Source organism: Kutzneria kofuensis (assembly GCF_014203355.1).
In the GTDB taxonomy this organism is placed as follows: domain Bacteria; phylum Actinomycetota; class Actinomycetes; order Mycobacteriales; family Pseudonocardiaceae; genus Kutzneria; species Kutzneria kofuensis.
On record NZ_JACHIR010000001.1, the window covers coordinates 6,291,453 to 6,310,407 of the forward strand.

Below are 18,955 nucleotides of genomic sequence, written 5' to 3' on the forward strand. Positions count from 1 at the left end.
GTTCGGTTGTCCCGCCCCTGGTGATCAGTGGCAGGGGAAGCCGAGGAAGTGGCGCGCGTCGTGCACGAACTCGTGGATGTACATGTTGTCGCCGAACACCGAGGTGGCACCCTGGTCGATGCCGATGAAGTAGTACAGGGCCAGGGCGAGGAGCACGGTGCCGCCCAGCCACAGAATCGCCTTGGGCAGCGGCAGGACGACCGGCGTCGGAACGGCGGTGGTCGCGGGAATGGTGCTCATGGAGCCTCCTTCGGGGATCGTGCGTCCCGTTCGTTCGTGGGGCAGGTGATGGCGTGGTGTCTGGCTCGCCCGCGTCCGAGGACCCGGGCACACAGTGGCGCGACCGCGCCGGAATCCCACCGGCTTACGCACACCATCACTCAGCGCCGCACACTACGGACCCCGATCGGGGCACGTCAATCCGCCGAGCAGGCAGTATGAAATCAGTGTGAAGCAGCGGTCACGACGTTGCGCAGCAGCAGCGCTGTCGTCACCGGACCGACACCTCCCGGCACCGGGGTGATCGCCTCCGCGATCGGCTCCACCGCCTGCGTGTCGACGTCGCCGACGAGGCCGCCGTCCGTCGTCGGGTTGGTGCCGACGTCGATCACCACCGCGCCCGGGCGGATGTGCGCCGCGCCGAGCACGTGCGCGCTGCCGACGCAGGCCACCACGACGTCCGCCCGGCTCGTCTGCACCGCCAGGTCCTTCGTCCGCGAGTGGCACACCGTCACGGTCGCGTTCTCCGCGAGCAGCAGCAGCGCCGCCGGCTTGCCGACCACCGTGCTGCGGCCCACGACCACGACGTCCGCGCCGGCCAGCGTCGTGCCGTGGGCCCGCAGGAGCTCCACCACCGCCTGCGCCGTCGCCGGCGCGAACGCCGGCAGCCCCGCCGCCAGGCGGCCGAGGCTGGTCGGGTTGGCGCCGTCCACGTCCTTGGCCGGGTCGATGTGCACCGCGATGTCGTCGCGGCTGATGCCCGGCGGCAGCGGCGTCTGGCACATCACGCCGTGCACCGTCGGGTCCGCCGACAGCTCCGCCAGACACGGACCAAGCAGCTCCCGCTCGTCGACGACGCGCACCGCGACGCCGACCTTCTCCGCCGTGCGCACGATGGAGCGGACGTACCAGGCCGTCGCCTCGTCGTCGGTGGGGACCACGATCGCCAGCGTCGGGGTCGTGCCGGCGGCCCGCAGCCGGGCCGCGTCGTCGGCGATCCGGGCACGGATGGTGGCGGCCAGCGCGCGGCCGTCGATGAGGGTCATGCCAGCTCCTCGATGAACTTCTCGGCCGCGGCGACCTCGTCGCCGATACGGGCCAGTTCCGCTTCCAGTCGGGCTCGGGCGACTACGTCGGTCATCGACGCCCGGTTCACCGCCACATTCACCGCCGCCGCCTGCATGGCCGCGCGGGCCGACACCGCCGCCACCGCCACGTCCGACAGCACGTTCACGTTGGCCCCCGGCCGGATCCTGCGCGCCAGCTCCAGGACCTCGCCCGCCAGCGCCGCCGTCCTCAGCGGCACGTCCGCCGCCTTGACCAGCGCCTCCTGGATGGCAGCGGTTCGGGCCGCCTTCTCCTCGTCCGTGGCCTTCGGGAGCCGGTAGGCGGCCGTCACCGCCGTGAACGCCTCCGCGTCAGCCTCCGCGAGCTCCACCGCCGCCTGCCGTCGCTCACCCGCCAGCGCCAGGACTTCTCGCATCGTCGGCTCGTGCTCCGCGTACTTCGGTCTGCCGACGGTCAGTTCACACACCATCGACACGAGCCCGGCCGCCATCGCCGCGTGCATCGCCGCCACCGCTCCGCCGCCCGGCGCCGGCGCGCCCGACGCCAGCTCGTCGAGCCAGCCACCGATCGTCTGCTCCCGCATGCGATCAAGCGTAGAACCGCCCTCCACCCCCAGAAGTGGTAGAGGACAGGGTGAGGCGAAGGCGGTCCTCGGTGCGAATGGTGCAGCGAAGGCCGCCCTGGTGGCAGAGACGCGCGCGCCCCGGGTTGGGCTCAGGTGAAGCGAACGGCGGTTTTGTGGCCGGTAGTGGTGCGAAGGCGGACTTGGCGGCAGTGCAGCCCGAGCGGCACCGCCCGGCAACGTCGAGCGCGGGAGGCCCACCCCGACCACTTCGCGCCCCCGACGCCCCTCCCCGCCTCCAAGACAGGAGAGCGCGAGGCATCGGCTACCCGGGGGCCGAGCCGCGACGCCGAAGAGACGGCAAAAAGAAGCGCCGCAGCCCTGGGGGTCGACTGCGGCGCCTCGCCGTGAGTTTCCAACTGCTGAGGTCGGGGGGATCACGGGCCCACGTCAAGGATAGCGTGTTTCCGGGGGCAGGGAAGCCCTCGGTCCCCACTTTCTGCAATTTGCTGTCGGCGTAGGGTTGACCACGATGCGTATCACTGTCTTCCGGGCCCTGATGGCCGAGGAGTTCGGTCGGGTCCGGTCCGAGATGATCGCCCGCGACCACGTGTTTTCCGAGCTCGACGGGCTGACCGTGGACCAGGCGCTCGAGGCCGGCGTGCCGGCGAGGACCATCTGGCGGGCGGTGTGCGAGGCGTTCGACGTCCCGGTCGAGCGGCGCTGACGGTGCGGACGGCGTGTCGGTTTTCCCTCGAACAGGTGTTCGGCTAGCCTGGGGATCCGCGGGTCGCCGAAATTGTCAGACCCTCCCCGTAGCGTCCTCGGTGACGACAACCCGGCGGCGGGCCCTGGGCAAGCGGGCCGGCCAGACAGACAGAGGTGGACTTCCCATGGCACCAGCAGCACCGGACAAGGACAAGGCGCTCGAACTGGCCCTGGCCCAGATCGACAAGAACTTCGGCAAGGGCTCGGTGATGCGCCTGGGCCAGGAGGGCCGGGCGCCCATCGAGGTGATCCCGACCGGCTCCATCTCGCTCGACGTGGCGCTGGGTATCGGCGGCCTGCCGCGCGGCCGGGTCATCGAGATCTACGGCCCGGAGTCCTCCGGTAAGACGACGGTCGCGCTGCACGCGGTGGCCAACGCGCAGCGCAACGGCGGCATCGCCGCGTTCATCGACGCCGAGCACGCGCTGGACCCGGACTACGCGAAGGCGCTGGGCGTGGACACCGACGGCCTGCTGGTCTCCCAGCCGGACACCGGTGAGCAGGCGCTGGAGATCGCGGACATGCTGGTCCGCTCGGGCGCGCTGGACATCCTGGTGATCGACTCGGTGGCCGCCCTGGTGCCGCGGGCCGAGATCGAGGGCGAGATGGGCGACAACCACGTCGGCCTGCAGGCCCGCCTGATGAGCCAGGCGCTGCGCAAGATGACCAGCGCGCTCAACAACTCGGGCACCACCGCGATCTTCATCAACCAGCTGCGCGAGAAGATCGGCGTCATGTTCGGCTCGCCGGAGACCACGACCGGTGGCAAGGCGCTGAAGTTCTACGCCTCGGTGCGCCTGGACGTGCGCCGCATCGAGACGCTCAAGGACAGCGGCGACGCGGTCGGCAACCGGACCCGCGTCAAGGTCGTCAAGAACAAGGTGGCCCCGCCGTTCAAGCAGGCCGAGTTCGACATCCTGTACGGCCACGGCATCAGCCGCGAGGGCTCGCTCATCGACATGGGCGTGGAGCAGGGCATCCTGCGCAAGTCCGGCGCCTGGTACACGTACGAGGGCGACCAGCTGGGGCAGGGCAAGGAGAACGCCCGCAAGTTCCTGCTGGAGAACCCGGACGTGGCCAACGAGATCGAGAAGAAGATCAAGGAGAAGCTCGGCATCGGCGCCAAGCTGGACGCGGAGGACGCGCCGGCGCCGGTCGACTTCTGAGCCGGTGACGGAGCGGGAGGAGGCGTCCGGCGAGACCCCGGCGGTGCGTGACGCGCCGGAGGTGCGCCGGGCGCAGGATCTCTGCGTGCGGCTGCTGAGCGTGCGGGCCCGGTCCCGTACGGAACTGCGGCAGGCCATGGCGCGCAAGGAAGTCGAGGAGGAGGTGGCCGAGTTGGTGCTCGGCCGCCTGGACCGGGCCGGCCTGATCGACGACGAGGCGTTCGCCCACGAGTGGGTCGCCTCTCGGCACAATCACAAGGGCCTGTCCCGCCGTGCGCTGGTCAACGAGCTCCGTCGCAAGGGCGTCGACGACTCGGTAGCCGCTCAGGCGGCCGCCACCGTCGGCGAGGACAGCGAGCTCGAACGGGCCCGCGAACTCGTCCGCCGCAAGCTACCCTCGGTGGCCCGTGTCGACGACACCACCAAGCTCCGCCGGCTGGTCGGCGTGCTCGCCCGCAAGGGTTACGCCGAAGGCATGGCCATCCGGGTCGTCCGCGAGGAACTGAGCCGGGACGGCACATCGGGCATCCCGGAGGACGACTTCTGATCGGTGACCGGTCGGACCGGGCTCGGCATTCCGGACCCTGGACGGGGTCGGTGCGATCAGCGGTCGCGGCGGAGTCCGGCTGTGGCGCGCGATGCCCGGGCGACATCGGTTCGGCAGGCCACGCCGATGGCCGGCACTGCCGTGAGTGCACGTCGAGTGTCGGCGCACGCCGAGCGCCGACAGGACGGGGTGCGGCGGGCCGGCTGGGTCGGCGCCGAGGCAGAACCACGGGCGGGAGCGCCGAGCGGGCCGGCCGCGAGGTGACGTCAGTGGTGGGTCGGTGCGGTTCGGACTGGTCAGCGCTGCCAGCGGAACTCGTGCATGGCCTGATGGCGGCCGCCGCGCATCATGGTCATGGTCTCCGAGTCCTGGATCATCTGGTCCACGGTCACGCCGAAGAAGCGGGCCTGCGCCTCGATCTCGTCGCCCTCCTCGGGCGGCACGAAGCGGTGGAAGCGGATGGTGTCAGGGTCGTCGCTGCTCATGTCGTTCATCTACGCGGCAGCGGCCGAATGTGCTCAGCGCCACCACGGATCGGTTCGGTGAAAGTCCCGGACTTCACTCGGAGGGATGAGGGAAGCTGGACACATGTCCGACCCGCGGGCGATGGCCCGCCGTGAACTCCGGCTGCTCCGCCGCGACGCGCGGCAGCCGTGGCGGCGGTGGCCGAGACGGCTGGGTGGGGCGATCGTGGCGGCGACGCGGGCGGTGGCGGAGTTCTTCAGGGAGCTGATCCTCGAGATCGTCGGAGAGGCGCTCTTCACGCTGCTGGCGGTGGGTCTGCTGGCGGTGGTCGGTGCACTGGTCTCCTGGGGCTGGGCGCGCAGCCCCGCGGCGACGATCGTGTTGCTGGCGGGGATCATCGGCTTCCTCGGGTACGGCGGGTACGAGCTGGTCGCCTCCGTCCGTCGGCGGAAGGGGCGGCTGGCGGCCACGGCGGCCGGAGCAACGGGCTTTGTGGTGCTGTGGGCGTCGTACGTGGCGACGTATTACGTAGGCTGACCGCGTGACAAAGCTGCGCGCACGGCATGTGGTGTGGGATTGGAACGGCACGCTCCTGAACGACAACCACGCGGTGTTAGCGGCTGTTAACTCCGTGTGCGCGCAGTACGGGCGGGCGGCGGTGACGCTGGACGAGTGGCGTGAGGTGTTCAGCCGGCCGATCCTGGCGTGCTACGAGAAGGTGCTGGGCCAGGCGCTCACGGAAGCGGACTGGGACGTCATCGACCGGCACTACCACGACGCGTACCGGCTGGAGCTGGAGACGTGTGGCCTGGCGGCGGGCGTGCCGGACCTGCTGCACCAGTGGCGGGACGCGGGACGGACACAGTCGCTGCTGTCGATGTGGTTCCACGACGAGTTGGTGCCGCTGATCGGAAAACTGAGCCTGACCGACCTGTTCAACCGGGTGGATGGCCTGCGCGGCTACAACATGGGCGGCTCCAAGGCGACGCACCTGGTCGAGCACCTGAAGGCGCAGGACCTGGACCCGGCGGACGTCGTCCTGATCGGCGACGTCGTGGATGACGCCGAGGCGGCGGCGCAGGTCGGGGCCCAGTGCGTGCTGGTGACGACGGGCATGATGCCGCGATCGCGGCTGACGACGGCGGGAGTGCCGGTCACCGACTCGATTCCGGAAGCTCTGGCGCTGATCGACGCATAGCGCGGCGCCATGACAGGGCAGCCGGCACGCCGACCGCGATGCCGCCGAGGCCCGCGAGACCGATGGTCAGCGGCGTCCCGATCACGTCCGCGAGAACGCCCGCGACCATCACGCCGACGCCCTGCACGGTGACGAGGCCGCTCACCACGATGCCCATCACCTGCGCCCGCCCCGCGCTCGGCACGGCTCGCGCCAGCGAGGCGGTGTCCTGCGTCTGGTACGCCTGCGCCAGCGCACCCGAAACCCCTAGCGCTGCTAGCGAAACGAGCAACCCCGGCTGCACCGCGCACACGAGCAGCGGCAGGCCCGCTAGCACCGCTAGCAATCCGAGCACGCGCGGCCGAATTCGCTCCGGAACCCACCGAGCGAACACGAAGGCCCCGACCACCGACCCCGCCGGATCCGCCGCCATCAGCAGGCCGACCCCGACCGTTCCCGTCCCGATCGCCGCCGCATACGGCGCCGCCAGTCCCTCCGGCACCACGTAGAAACCGGCCAGCCAACTCAACACCGCCAACGCCCGCACCGCACGGTCGCCGAACACAACGCGGACCCCCGCTAGCACCGACCCACCAGCCGACGACCGAGCGGACCGCGATTTCGCCGCTGGGGATTGGGATGCGTGCGTCGCACCCGTGGCCGGGAGTTGGGGCGTGGAGGGTGATTTCGCCGCTGGGAGCCGGGACGTGAGTGGCGGCACGGTTGTCGGGCTGGGTGCGGACGATCGTTCTGCCGGCGAGGACCAAGACGTAGGCGATGAGACGGCGGCTGGGTGGTTGACGCCGGAGCGGACCGACACCGCCGATGCCAGGAAGGTGGCGGCGTTGACGGCAAGGGCCCAGTACGGGGTCAGCGCGGCGACCAGGACACCGCCGCAGGCGAAGCCGGCCAGTTGGGCGGTCTGGATGGTCATGCCGCGCAGGGCCAGGGCGGAGACGTAGAGCTCGCCGGAAAGGATGTCCGGGAGCAGGGCCTGTTGGGCGGCGCGGAAGGGGCCGCCGAGGAGGGTGACGGCGATGAGCAGGAGGTAGAGGGCGGGCAGGGGCATGCCGGGGATGGCCATGGCGGCGACGAGGAGTGCTCGGGCGACGTCGCACGCGACCATGACGGTCCGCCGGGCCACCTGGTCGGCGACCCAGCCGAGCAGGGCGCCGCCGACCAGGGTCGGCACGAAGGTGAGGGCGTAGGACAGGGCGGTGAGTGCGGGGGACGAGGTCCGCTGGAAGACCAGCACGGCGAGGGCGACCCGGGCCAACTGGTCGCCGGCCTGGGACAGCGCCTCGCCGGCCCACAACCAGCGGAAGTCCGCGACCGCCAGCACCGAGCGGAACATCAGCCCACGGTAGCGGCATCCGCCCGCCGCCGCGCCGTCTTGATCGGAAGGCCGATCGTGATTGTCGGGTCACGGTGGCGGCGTCTGCTCGTGGTCGGGCTGCCTTGGTCGGCGCGCCGATCGTGATCGGCGGGACGGGGTGGCGGCTCCGCTCGGAGGTCGGTATGCCGGCGATGGCTGTCGGGTGAGGTGGTCAGGCTGCGGTGGTGGCCTCCGTTCGTCGTCGGACGGCCTTGATCAGGATGCCGATCACGACCATCACCACGCAGGTGACGATGGCGGTCTGGACCAGGAAGCCGGTGAGGTTGCCGGCCGCGAGGTAGGAGCCCAGGGCGAGGGCGACCAGGGCGCAGACGGCACGGTCGATGATGGACTCGATGGACAACAGCGTTGCGCGGTAACGGGAATCGGTGATGGCGGCGTTGAGCAGGGCCCGCTGGATGGGGAAGGAGAGACCGCAGGCGAGGGAGAAGACGCAGAGCGCGATGACGGAGCCGGCGATGCCGAGGAGACCGGCGAGGGCGAGGGTGACGGCCATGGCGACGGTGAGGAGGAAGACCGATCGCACGTCGCTGATGCGGTTGCGGAGCCAGTTGGGCCGGGCGGCGCCGAGGGCCTCGAAGACGGTCATCAGGGCCATGACGACGCCGTAGAGGACAACGGGAGTGTTCTTGCTGTCGAGGATGGGCTGGAAGAGGTTGACGGAACAGATCCGGGCGAGGGTGAAGATGGCTACACCCTGAACCATGAGCAGCACCAGGAGCCGCGAGGAGCGCATCTGGGCGAAAGCGCCGCGGAGGGCGACCGAGATGGGGGGACGGGCGGGTCGGCCGGACTGGTCCGGAGCGGGATCGTCGGAGCCGCCAGGAGCGTTGGACGCGGTGAGGCGATCGGAAGGGTCGGGGTTGACGGGCAGGGCGGCGGAGTGGCCGGGGCGAACGGGGTCGGTGGGTGGAGCGGCCGAGTGGCCCTGGTGACCAGGGTTGGTGGATTGAGCGGCCGAGTGGCCGGGGCTGGCGGCTGAAGCGGCGGAGCGGCCCGGGATTGCGGGCAGGGCCACGGCCGCGAAGACGGCTATGGCGGCGTTGCAGGCGCTGAGCCAGTACGGCGACGGCATGTTCCACTGCATGAGCAGGCCCACCACGGGCCAGCAGACGACCTTGCCGATGAGGCTGTAGGACCGGCCGTAGCCCTCGGCCTGGGGATAGGCCTCGCCGGCACCGGCGGAATGCATGTACTCGTACAGGTACGCGCTGGCGGCGCCGGAGACGAGGGAGCGGGCGAGGGCGATGAGCAGGAAGTGGACGAGAAAGCCGGTGTAGGAGGCCAAGAACACCGGTGTGAGGTTGGCGGCGATGAGGACGACGCCGCCGGCCACCAGGCAGTGCCGGTAGTCGAAGCGGTCGGCGACCATGCCGGTGGGGATCTCCAGCAGGCAGAAGGCGATGTAGTAGATGCTCTGGATGCCGAAGATCTGCTCGTCGGACAGGCCGATCTGCCGCTGGTACTCGTAGAACACGGGCAGCCACAGCAGCAGACCGAAGAAGAACTGGAAGGTGTAGCTCAGCCACACCGCCCGCCGCACGGCGGGCGCGACCCGGGCGCTCACGCGCTGTAGGGGCGGAGTTGGACGATGGTGATGCGCTTCTCGTCGGCGATCCACTCCACGTCGACGGGAGAGTCGAACGTGTAGTCGGGCGAGAAGTGGGCCTGCAGCAACCTGCCGGCGATGGCGAGGCGCTGAAGCTGTTGGCGCGTAGCGACATCCAGGTCCGATGGAGCGTCGCCGAGCGAGACGGTACGGCCATCGCCCTCGACGGTGCTGTAGAGGTACTGGATCGGCAGCTCGGCGCCGGACACGACCTCGGTCACGGAGTTCACCGACACGTTCACGTACACGTTCCGGAAATCGTTGCGGTTCAACGGGTTGGTGGTCACCATGACGCCGCCGATGGCGCCGTCGACCTGTTCCTGAACGATGACGCCCATGTAGCTGTCGTCCAGCGAGATGCCGGCCTGCTGGCGCAGCCGCACACTGCGCGGCGACACCAGCGATGCCCAGACCTCCTTGATGGAGGCGAAGATCCGGTCGGCGGTGGTCACGTGGTTGATCGACTCGTAGATGCCGGCGGCGGAGAATCCGGCCAGGTCCTCGGCGTTCGACGAGCTGCGGACCACGAAGGTGCGCACGCCGCCGAGCTCCGACACCAGGGCGCTGTCCACGGCCTCGCGCAGGTCGTCGGGAATCCGGGTGCCGCGAATGAGCCGTTGCAGCTCGAGACAGAGCCGGTCGACGTCCGGAACGTCCAGTTCCAAGGCCATCTTCAGCTTGCCGATGGACTGCTGCACACGCGGGGACGACTCCAGGAACCGCCGCTGCACCGAGAACGGCAGCGCGATTCCCCTCGGCACGGCGATGTTGTCGCGCAGCAGCCGAATGGCGGCGTCGTTGAGGTCCGCGTCGACCGGCACCTCCAACAGCTTTGCCAGGTACGGCAACAGGTTCTCGCGCGGCGGCCGGCGGACCTGGTAGAAGCCCAGCAGCCGGCCCGACCCGTTGGCGAGAACATGGTGCAGCTCGCCGAGATTGGCGGCCTTGGTGCCGTAGCGGTGCCGGTCGTGCAGCCGCAGCCGGTCCAGACTGGTGATCGGGGACGTCTGGGATTCCGGCTCCTCCAACACGATCCGCTGCGCGTACCAGGCCGGCTTGCGGCTGACGTCGACGGCGTCCTCGGTCGGCGTCAGGGTGATCTCGTCGGCGGCCGGGTCGACCTCGTAGCGGACCCATCGGCCGTTCAGCTGCTCGGCATCGATGCGGTCGAAAATGCCCAGCTGCACGGCATTGGGCACCTGCCAGCCCGAGGCCAGCACATTGGTGTGGGACAACGGGGTGGTGTGGTCGGCGTTGACGATGCCGGCCAGCCGCGGCACGTCGTCCGGCACCCGATGCATGACGATGATGTCGTACCACTCGAGGGAATCCGCCGCGGCGAGGTAGTCGTCCTCGGTGCGGAAAGCGCGCAGCCGGCCGTGCGCGGAACCGGCGTTCAGCGGCACGAAACGGGCCGAGGAGAACAGTTCGTGCGCGCGAATGCGCGGCACCTCGGCGGTGGGGATCTCCGCGAGCAGCTGTTCCTGGCTGTGATTGGCCGGTTTCACCAGAACCGGCAGCGCCGGATCGACCGCGGCCCGCACGGCCAGGTAGAAGTACGCCAGCATCGGGCCGGACATGGTGTCCACCTCGACGGTCTCCAGCGACAGCATCCGCCGGTCGTCGGTGGTGTGCAGGGCGAGGATGCCGAGATAGAAACGCCGATCTTCGGCGTGGTAGACGCTGTGATTGAAATCATCGATGCCGGCTTCGAGTTCGGCCTTCGAGATGCCGAGGATCTCGGCGGCGATGTACTCGGCGTGGAAAGAATACCGCGCGTCGTTGATGAAGTGGATGTGCCCGCCGGGCCGGTCGACGACGACCTTCACGAACGGATAGCCGCCGAGTCGGCCGGCTAACTGGGTGAAGGCGGTCATCGTCAGCTGAGCATCGATCAGTGCGGGTGCATCCACGTCGTCTCCCCAGGTCTCGTCAACGGCGAGCGAACCTACCACGCGGGACGAAAGGGATCCGCCGTGGAAACGGGGGCAATGCTCGAATTTCGTCGATAAATAGGCCGTACATACCAACTTCCGGGAACACGAGAAACGGGGACCCCACCCGCCCGGGAGGCCCCCGTTCCCGCCACCGACGCGCCGCTAGTTCAGCTGCACGTGGAAGATCGCGTCCTTGCTGTTGTTGCCGGTGCTGTCCTTGTCACCGCTGGAGTTGGTCAGCCACAAACCGCCGTCCGGCGCCGGCTCGACCGTGCGCAGCCGGCCGTAGGTGCCGTCGAAGTACGCCACCGGCTTGCTGGTGCTGTTGCCGTTGATCTCCATGCGGTACAGCCGTTCGCCGCGCAGCGCCGCCATGAACAGCGTGTCGTGCACGATCGCGAGGCCGCTGGGCGAGGCGCTGGACACCGGCCAGGTCTGGACCGGCTTGACGAACTTGGAGTTGCCGCAGCCGCTGCCCGAAGTGCCCTCGCACGACGGCCAGCCGTAGTTGCCGCCCTTCTGGATCAGGTTCAGCTCGTCCATCACGGAGTTGCCGAGCTCGGCCTCCCACAGCCGGCCCTGCGAGTCGAAGGCCAGGCCCTCGACGTTGCGGTGGCCGTAGCTCCAGACGTACTTTCCGGGGAACGGGTTGTCCGACGGGACGCTGCCGTCCGGGTTGAGCCGCAGGATCTTTCCGTTGAGGGAGTCGAGGTTCTGCGCGTTGTTGCCGTTCTGGCCGTCACCGACGCCGGCGTACAGCTTGCCGTCGGGCCCGAAGCGCAGCCGGCCGCCGTTGTGGAACTGGTTGCGCAGAATGCCCTTCAGCAGCACCTGCTGGCTGCCGGTGTCGAGCTTTCCGCCGGTGTACTTGAAACGGGCGATCCGGTTGTCCGACGACGTCGTGAAGTAGACGTAGATCCAGTTGTCGGACTTGAACGTCGGCGAGATCTCCAGGCCGAGCAGCCCGCCCTCGCCGTTGGTTCCGGACACGCCGGGAACCGTGCCGGCGGTGGTCTTCGTGCCGGTCTTCGGGTCCAGGTGCACGAGGTTGTGGGTGTCCCGCTCGGTGAACAGGATCGTGCCGTCCGGCAGCGTCACCAGACCCCAGGGCACGTCCTTGTCGTCGGTGACCTTGGTGACCTGGCCGGGCGTGGTGCCGCCGCCACCGCCGGTGCCGGAGGTCTTGCCGGTGACCTTGCCGCTCGGCTTGGACACGTTGCCGGCCGCGTCGCGCGCCGTGACGGTGTAGGTGTGCGAGGAGTTCGGCGCGAGACCCTGCACGGTGAACGAGTTCGTGGTCGACAGGCCCACCTGTGAGGAACCCTCAAGAACGGTGTAGCCGGTGACGCCGACGTTGTCGGTCGACTTCGTCCATGCCAGGGAGATGGAGTTCGCCGTGGTGCCGGTGACCTTGAGGTCGGTCGGCGCGCTCGGGGGCGTGTTGTCGCTGGACTTCTTGGTCGTCACCTGGACGGTGTTGCTGGCCTGGGAGACGCCGCCCTTGGTGTCGCGGGCGTTGACGTAGAAGCCGTAGCTCGTGTTCTGGTTGAGGCCGGTGACGGTCGCCTTGAGCGTCTTGCCGTCGACGGACTTGGTCAGCTGGCCGTCGTGGTAGATGTCGTACCCGGCCAGGCCGACGCTGCTCGTCGACGCGCCCCAGCTCAGGTCGACCGAGGTCTCGGTGATGTTGGCGGCCTTGAGGTTCTTCGGCGGTGTCGGCACCGCCGCCGGCGCCTGCGTCGACGCCAGGGCGGCCGGCACGGCCGTCATCGTGAGCCCGGCGGCGAGTGCGCCGGCAAGCAGGGCGCCGGCCACGGCCAGCGACCGCCGTGTGCGTGGTGCCACGGATACCTCCCACTGGTTCGGTATCGCGGCGGCGGGCCACAAACGTTTTCATAAAGTTGCAGCCCGGTCAACCGCCGGTGCGCGGAAGCCTACGACGAGTGACCCTCACGTGCGGCGGAACCGATTGTGTGATCGGCGAGTCGCGCTGTGGGGCACACCGAATGCAGGAACGGGGCAGATCTGAGCCGCAGGGCTCAGATCTGCCGGAAACCTGCATTCGGTGTGTCTGAGAGCGTGACTCGCGGGGGATCAGCGGAGGGCGGCGGCTGCGGCGGCCAGGTCCTCCACGCGCTTCCAGTCCCCGGCGGCGAGGGCGTCCTTGGGCGTGAGCCACGAACCGCCGACGCAGCCGACGTTGGGCAGCGCCAGGTACTTCGGCGCCGACTCGACGGTGATCCCACCGGTGGGGCAGAAGCGCAGCCCCGGCAACGGGCCGTACACCGACTTCAGGTACGGCACGCCACCGGCGGCCTCGGCGGGGAAGAACTTCAGCACGGTGCAACCCCGCTCGGCCGCCCGCATCGCCTCGGCCACGGTGCTCACGCCCGGCAGGTACGGCAGCCCGGTGGCGGCAACGGCGTCCAGCAGCGCATCCGTGCTGCCGGGGGTGACGATGAACCGCGCGCCGGCGTCCAGAGCCTGCTTGGCGTGCCCGGGAGCGGTGACGGTGCCCGCGCCGACCACCAACTCCGGCACCGAGGCGGCGATCCGCTCGATGGCCGCCAGCGCGACCGGCGTCCGCAGCGTCACCTCGATCACCCGGATGCCGCCGCGCAGCAGCGCCTGCGCCACCGGCACGGCGTGCTCCACGTCGTCCAGCACGACAACGGGCATCACGGGGGACAGTTCCAGCAGCTCGGCCGGCGAGGTCCCAGGGGTGGTCATTGCAGTCCTCACTTCCAGGTCGTCACGGGGACGGCGAACTTGTCCGGGGTCAGCGTGCTGCCGAACACGCTCGCGCCCTCGTCGGCGGGGCCGATGGCGCGGCGCAGCGCCCCGAACAGCTCCCGCCCGGTGCCCATCCACTCCTGCTCGTGCGGCGGCCCGTCCACCAGCCGCCGCCCCGACAGCTCGGCGTCGTCGACGAACACCTCGATGCTGCCACGGTTGGCGTCGAGCCGGATGACGTCCCCGTCACGGACCCGCGCCAGCGGTCCCCCGGTCGCGGCCTCCGGAGTCAGCTGGATGGCGGCGGGGATCTTGCCGGACGCGCCGGACATCCGGCCGTCGGTGACGAGCGCGATCCGGTGCCCGCGGTCCATCAGCACGCCCAGCGCCGCGGTGAGCTTGTGCAGCTCGGGCATGCCGTTGGCCTGGGGACCCTGGTTGCGCACGACCACGACCACGTCCCGGTTCAGCTCGCCGGCCTTGAAGGCCGCGGTGAACGCCTCCTGTGTCGTGAACACCCGCGCGGGCGCCTGCACGACCCGGTGTTCCGGGGCGACGGCCGACACCTTGATCACGGCGCGGCCGAGGTTGCCGGCCAGCATGCGCAGCCCGCCGTCGGCGGAGAACGGGTCCGAGGCCGGCCGCAGCACGGCCGCATCCAGGCTCTCCGTGGGGCCGTCCCGCCACACCAACTCGCCGTCGGAGAGGAACGGCTCCTGCCGGTAGCGGTCCAGCCCCGGCCCGGCGACGGTGTTCACGTCCGGGTGCAGCAGCCCGGCGTCGAGCAGCTCGCCGACGAGGAACGGCACGCCGCCGGCGGCCTGGAAGTGGTTGATGTCGGCGCTGCCGTTCGGGTAGACGCGGGCCATCAGCGGCACGACGGCGGACAGGTCGGCGAAGTCGTCCCAGCCCAGCTGGATGCCGGCGGCGGCGGCGATCGCCGGCAGGTGCAGCGTGAGGTTGGTGGACCCGCCGGTGGCCAGCAGCGCCACGACGCCGTTGACGACGGCCTTCACGTCGACGATCTCGGCCAGCGACACCGACCGGGCCAGCCCGACGACGCGACGCCCGGCCTCCTCGGTCAGCGCCTTGCGCAGCGGCGTGTTCGGCGGCACGAAGCTGGCGCCGGGCAGGTGCAGGCCCATCACCTCGACGACCATCTGGTTGGAGTTGGCCGTGCCGTAGAAGGTGCACGTGCCGGGGCCGTGGTAGGACGCCGACTCGGCCTCCAGCAGCTCCTCGCGGGTGGCCTTGCCCTCGGCGTAGAGCTGCCGGATCCGGGCCTTCTCCTTGTTCGGCAGCCCCGAGGACATCGGGCCGGCCGGCACCAGCACGGCCGGCAGGTGGCCGAAGGCCAGCGCGCCGATCAGCAGGCCGGGCACGATCTTGTCGCAGACGCCGAGCAGCAGCGAGGCGTCGAACATCTCGTGCGACAGGGCGATGCCGGTGGCCATGGCGATGACCTCGCGGCTGAACAGGGACAGCTCCATGCCGGGCTGGCCCTGGGTGATGCCGTCGCACATGGCGGGCACGCCGCCGGCGAACTGGGCGACGCCGCCGGCCGCGCGCACCGAGTCCTTCAGCCACGCCGGGTACTCGTGCAGCGGCTGGTGGGCCGACAGCAGGTCGTTGTACGAGGAGATGATCGCGACGCCGGGCTTGGTCAGGCCCTTCACCGCCAGCCGGTCCTCGCCGGCGCACGCGGCGAAGCCGTGCGCGAGGTTGCTGCACGCCATGCCGGCGCGTGCGGGCCGATCGCTCGCGGCGGCCCGCATCCGCTGTAAGTACTCGGTGCGGGTGCGCTCACTTCGTGTCGCGATCCGCGCTGTGACCTGGGCAACCACGGGGTGAATCGCCATAGCCGACAACTCCTGTCCTGCTCACGGGCCGCCCTTGCGGCCCGGCTGGACGACGGCACTGGCGTCGCTTCACGGGCAACGTGACGGGTCCCACACTAGGTGATGTCCCCCGAGGGAATCAAAACCGATTCAGTGAAATGCCTAGTCACGGTGACTTTCGCCACTTCTCTAGTCGTTTGCTGGTCCCCTCCCATGATCCGCGCCTGGTCGCGCGACGGGGCGCCGACGCTGGCAGAACTGGCGTGCGGACTTGCTTGTCAAGATCGCGTGTGGCACTTGTCACAGGCCTGTGGTTCAGGCAGAGTGCAATGAGAGGGCGCGGTGTGGCGCCGAACACGTTGACGCCTGATCAAGCTTTGGGAGGTGCCGAGATGCCCACTTCGGAGATCGCGAACCTGCGGCGAGCCATCGGACAGCTTCGGCAGTGCATCACCGCGTTGGAGGCCCAGTACGGCGACGCGACGGTGGTGAAGCGCCTGGTCAACGACCTGGAGCGGTTGGACATCGACGCCGAGGACCTCGGCCAGTCCCGGCCGACGCCGGCTCCGCGTGCGGCGACGCCGATGGAGGTCGTTGTGGTCCCCGACACACCCTACGATCCGGCGCTATGGCATGGTGCTGACGACGAGGGGGTCGGCGGCTACCAGGCCCACCGCGGGTGACCCGCGGCCGAGCCGAGTGAACCAGGCGCTCGACCCACAACTTCATCGCAAAGAGGCGAAGAGGTCTTCATGACGGCTGGCACCACTGCCCCGGGTCGGGCGCAGATTTCCGCGCGCACATTGCGCACCGACCGGTGGTGGGTCCAGCCCGCCGTCACGGTCGTTGTGCTCGTCGCGTTCATCATCTACGCGACCATCCGCGCGTTCGCGAACGCCGACTACTACTCGGCCCCGTACATCTCGCCGTTCTACTCGCCGTGCCTGGCCACCAGCTGTGTGCCGGGCTCCGGCGAGATCGCGATCTTCGGCGACTGGTGGAAGCTCTCCCCGGCGCTGATCATCCTGATCTTCCCGCTCGGCTTCCGGCTGACCTGCTACTACTACCGCAAGGCCTACTACCGCGGCTTCTGGTCCTCGCCGCCGGCCTGCGCGGTCGCCGAGCCGCACGGCAAGTACACCGGTGAGCGCCGGTTCCCGTTGGTGCTCAACAACGTGCACCGGTACTTCTTCTACATCGGCCTGATCTTCAACGTGATCCTCACCTACGACGCCGTGCTCGGGTTCCGCGACTCGACCGGCGCGTGGGGGCACATGGGCCTGGGCACCCTGGTGCTGCTCGCCAACGCGGCGCTGCTGTGGCTGTACTCGCTGTCCTGCCACTCCTGCCGGCACGTGATGGGCGGGCGGCTGACGCACTTCTCCAAGCACCCGGTGCGCTACAGGGCGTGGACGTTCGTGTCCAAGCTCAACACCAGGCACATGTTCTTCGCCTGGGCCTCGCTGATCGGGGTCGCGCTCGCCGACCTCTATGTCGCGCTCGTCGCCGGCGGCGCCATCTCCGACCTCCGGTTCTTCTGAGCCCGACAACGCAATAGTGGAGCGTTCATGACCGAGTTGGAACGCCACGACTACGACGTCGTGGTCATCGGCGCGGGCGGCGCGGGCCTGCGGGCGGCCATCGAGGCCCGGCAGCAGGGCAAGCGCGTCGCCGTGGTGTGCAAGTCGTTGTTCGGCAAGGCCCACACGGTGATGGCCGAGGGCGGCATCGCCGCCTCCATGGGCAACGTCAACAGCAACGACAACTGGCAGGTGCACTTCCGCGACACCATGCGCGGCGGCAAGTTCCTGAACAACTGGCGGATGGCCGAGCTGCACGCCAAGGAGGCCCCGGACCGGGTCTGGGAGCTGGAGACCTACGGCGCGCTGTTCGACCGCACCAAGGACGGCCGGATCAGCCAGCGCAACTTCGGCGGGCACGAGTACCCGCGGCTGGCGCACGTCGGCGACCGCACCGGGCTGGAGCTGATCCGCAGCCTGCAGCAGAAGATCGTGTCGCTGCAGCAGGAGGACAAGGCCGAGACCGGCGACTACGAGTCCCGGCTCAAGGTGTTCGCCGAGTGCACCGTCACCGAGCTGCTGCTGGACGGCGACCGCATCTCGGGCGCGTTCGGCTACTGGCGGGAGAGCGGCCGGTTCGTGCTGTTCGGCGCGCCCGCGGTGGTGCTGGCCACCGGCGGCATCGGCAAGTCGTTCAAGGTGACGTCGAACTCCTGGGAGTACACCGGCGACGGGCACGCGCTCGCCCTGCGCGCGGGGGCGTCGCTGATCAACATGGAGTTCGTCCAGTTCCACCCGACCGGCATGGTCTGGCCGCCGTCCGTGAAGGGCATCCTGGTCACCGAGTCGGTCCGCGGCGACGGCGGCGTGCTGCGCAACAGCGACGGCAAGCGCTTCATGTTCGACTACATCCCGGACGTCTTCAAGGACAAGTACGCGGACAACGAGGAAGAGGCCGACCGCTGGTACACCGACCAGGGCAACAACCGGCGCCCGCCGGAGCTGCTGCCCCGGGACGAGGTGGCCCGGGCGATCAACTCCGAGGTGAAGGCCGGCCGGGGATCGCCCCACGGCGGCGTGTTCCTGGACGTCTCGTCCCGGCTGCCGGCCGAGGAGATCATCCGGCGGCTGCCGTCGATGCACCACCAGTTCAAGGAGCTGGCCGACGTCGACATCACGAAGGAGCCGATGGAGGTCGGCCCGACCTGCCACTACGTGATGGGTGGCGTCGAGGTCGAGCCGGACACCGCGGCCTCCAGCGTGCCCGGCCTGTTCGCGGCCGGCGAGGTGGCCGGCGGCATGCACGGCTCCAACCGGCTGGGCGGCAACTCGCTGTCCGACCTGCTGGTGTTCGGCCGGCGGGCCGGCGCCGGCGCGGCGGCGTACGTCGACGGGCTCGCTGACAAGACCCCCGTCATCTCCGAGTCCGACGTGGACGCGGCGTCCCGGCGGGCGGTGGCCGTGTTCGAGGGCGGCGAGGCCGGCGCGCAGGAGAACCCGTACAGCGTGCACACCCAGCTGCAGCAGACGATGAACGACCTGGTCGGCATCATCCGCCGCGGCGGCGAGGTGGAGCAGGCGCTGGTGCAGCTGGAGGAGCTCAAGCAGCGGGCGCGCAACATCGTGGTCGAGGGCCACCGGCAGTTCAACCCGGGCTGGCACCTCGCGCTCGACCTGCGCAACATGCTGCTGGTCAGCGAATGCGTGGCCAAGGCGGCGCTGCTGCGCACCGAGAGCCGTGGCGGGCACACCCGGGAGGACCACCCCGGGATGGACGCCGAATGGCGCAGGCAGCTGCTGGTGTGCACCGCCAGCGGCGACGGCGTGGACGTGACGCCGAAGGACCAGATCCCGCTGCGGCCCGACCTGTTGGGCCTGTTCGAGTACACGGAGCTGGCGAAGTACTTCACCCCCGGCGAGCTCGCCGACATCCCCGCGAAGGAGAGCTGA

The 18,955-nt window shown here is 69.8% G+C and carries 18 protein-coding genes and 1 riboswitch; of the genes, 8 read left to right on the plus strand and 10 right to left on the minus strand.

From position 1 onward, the window contains the following. Positions 1–24: 24 nt before the first annotated feature. From BJ998_RS29105 to BJ998_RS29115, 3 genes are all read right to left on the minus strand, one after another. A complete protein-coding gene (locus BJ998_RS29105; RefSeq protein ID WP_221338158.1) occupies positions 25–240 on the minus strand; it encodes a CbtB domain-containing protein in 216 nt (71 codons plus the stop codon). Between the two features lie 33 nt (positions 241–273). Beyond that, positions 274–393: riboswitch (cobalamin riboswitch) on the minus strand. A 50-nt stretch (positions 394–443) separates the two neighbouring features. Beyond that, complete coding sequence (locus BJ998_RS29110) at positions 444–1,265, minus strand: bifunctional 5,10-methylenetetrahydrofolate dehydrogenase/5,10-methenyltetrahydrofolate cyclohydrolase (protein ID WP_184866545.1); 822 nt, start codon at positions 1,263–1,265, stop codon at positions 444–446. Continuing rightward, a complete protein-coding gene (locus tag BJ998_RS29115) occupies positions 1,262–1,870 on the minus strand; it encodes a cyclodeaminase/cyclohydrolase family protein (RefSeq protein WP_184866546.1) in 609 nt (202 codons plus the stop codon). Before BJ998_RS29115 ends, BJ998_RS29110 begins: the two co-directional genes overlap by 4 nt. Positions 1,871–2,381: 511 nt before the next feature. Between BJ998_RS29115 and BJ998_RS29120 the strand changes: the two genes are divergently transcribed. From BJ998_RS29120 to BJ998_RS29130, 3 genes are all read left to right on the plus strand, one after another. Continuing rightward, positions 2,382–2,576 carry a DUF3046 domain-containing protein gene (locus BJ998_RS29120; protein ID WP_184866547.1) on the plus strand — a complete coding sequence of 65 codons (195 nt, stop codon included), beginning with the start codon at positions 2,382–2,384 and terminating at the stop codon, positions 2,574–2,576. A gap of 166 nt (positions 2,577–2,742) precedes the next feature. Continuing rightward, on the plus strand, positions 2,743–3,783 hold the full coding sequence (gene recA / locus BJ998_RS29125) for a recombinase RecA (protein ID WP_184866548.1): 1,041 nt from the start codon (positions 2,743–2,745) through the stop codon (positions 3,781–3,783). Between the two features lie 4 nt (positions 3,784–3,787). Next, the gene (locus BJ998_RS29130; RefSeq protein WP_312890385.1) at positions 3,788–4,330 is read left to right on the plus strand and encodes a regulatory protein RecX; all 543 of its coding nucleotides are present in this window, start codon (positions 3,788–3,790) and stop codon (positions 4,328–4,330) included. A gap of 296 nt (positions 4,331–4,626) precedes the next feature. On the opposite strand, the gene BJ998_RS29135 is transcribed toward BJ998_RS29130, so the two are convergent. Further along, complete coding sequence (locus tag BJ998_RS29135) at positions 4,627–4,815, minus strand: hypothetical protein (protein WP_184866549.1); 189 nt, start codon at positions 4,813–4,815, stop codon at positions 4,627–4,629. A gap of 103 nt (positions 4,816–4,918) precedes the next feature. On the opposite strand from BJ998_RS29135, the gene BJ998_RS29140 reads away from it, so the two are divergent. Together BJ998_RS29140 and BJ998_RS29145 are read left to right on the plus strand one after the other, a co-directional pair. Beyond that, positions 4,919–5,332 (plus strand): hypothetical protein, encoded by a 414-nt coding sequence (locus BJ998_RS29140; protein WP_184866550.1) that lies wholly within the window; start codon positions 4,919–4,921, stop codon positions 5,330–5,332. 4 nt (positions 5,333–5,336) lie between these two features. Continuing rightward, the gene (locus BJ998_RS29145) at positions 5,337–5,993 is read left to right on the plus strand and encodes an HAD family hydrolase (RefSeq protein WP_184866551.1); all 657 of its coding nucleotides are present in this window, start codon (positions 5,337–5,339) and stop codon (positions 5,991–5,993) included. Here BJ998_RS29145 and BJ998_RS46655 read toward each other — a convergent pair. From BJ998_RS46655 to edd, 6 genes are all read right to left on the minus strand, one after another. After that, positions 5,950–7,326: an MFS transporter gene (locus tag BJ998_RS46655; RefSeq protein WP_221338159.1), complete on the minus strand. Its 1,377-nt coding sequence runs from the start codon at positions 7,324–7,326 to the stop codon at positions 5,950–5,952. The two genes, BJ998_RS29145 and BJ998_RS46655, sit on opposite strands and share 44 nt — an antisense overlap. A gap of 193 nt (positions 7,327–7,519) precedes the next feature. Beyond that, the gene (locus BJ998_RS29155; RefSeq protein ID WP_184866552.1) at positions 7,520–8,935 is read right to left on the minus strand and encodes an MFS transporter; all 1,416 of its coding nucleotides are present in this window, start codon (positions 8,933–8,935) and stop codon (positions 7,520–7,522) included. Further along, entirely contained in the window at positions 8,932–10,890 is a 1,959-nt protein-coding gene (locus BJ998_RS29160; protein WP_312890386.1) for a PEP/pyruvate-binding domain-containing protein, read from the minus strand. The genes BJ998_RS29155 and BJ998_RS29160 overlap by 4 nt, the downstream gene beginning before the upstream one ends. A 186-nt stretch (positions 10,891–11,076) precedes the next feature. Continuing rightward, positions 11,077–12,759, minus strand: coding sequence for a PQQ-dependent sugar dehydrogenase (locus BJ998_RS29165; RefSeq protein WP_221338160.1), 1,683 nt, complete (start codon positions 12,757–12,759; stop codon positions 11,077–11,079). A 249-nt stretch (positions 12,760–13,008) separates the two neighbouring features. Continuing rightward, positions 13,009–13,644, minus strand: coding sequence for a bifunctional 4-hydroxy-2-oxoglutarate aldolase/2-dehydro-3-deoxy-phosphogluconate aldolase (gene eda / locus BJ998_RS29170; protein ID WP_184866553.1), 636 nt, complete (start codon positions 13,642–13,644; stop codon positions 13,009–13,011). Positions 13,645–13,652: 8 nt separating this feature from the next. Continuing rightward, the gene (gene edd, locus BJ998_RS29175) at positions 13,653–15,506 is read right to left on the minus strand and encodes a phosphogluconate dehydratase (protein WP_184866554.1); all 1,854 of its coding nucleotides are present in this window, start codon (positions 15,504–15,506) and stop codon (positions 13,653–13,655) included. Between the two features lie 371 nt (positions 15,507–15,877). On the opposite strand from edd, the gene BJ998_RS29180 reads away from it, so the two are divergent. From BJ998_RS29180 to BJ998_RS29190, 3 genes are all read left to right on the plus strand, one after another. Further along, positions 15,878–16,168, plus strand: a complete 291-nt coding sequence (locus BJ998_RS29180) for an Rv0250c family protein (RefSeq protein ID WP_184866555.1) — start codon at positions 15,878–15,880, stop codon at positions 16,166–16,168. A gap of 69 nt (positions 16,169–16,237) precedes the next feature. After that, positions 16,238–17,026, plus strand: a complete 789-nt coding sequence (gene sdhC, locus BJ998_RS29185; RefSeq protein ID WP_184866556.1) for a succinate dehydrogenase subunit SdhC — start codon at positions 16,238–16,240, stop codon at positions 17,024–17,026. Positions 17,027–17,053: 27 nt separating this feature from the next. Continuing rightward, a complete protein-coding gene (locus BJ998_RS29190; protein WP_184866557.1) occupies positions 17,054–18,955 on the plus strand; it encodes a fumarate reductase/succinate dehydrogenase flavoprotein subunit in 1,902 nt (633 codons plus the stop codon).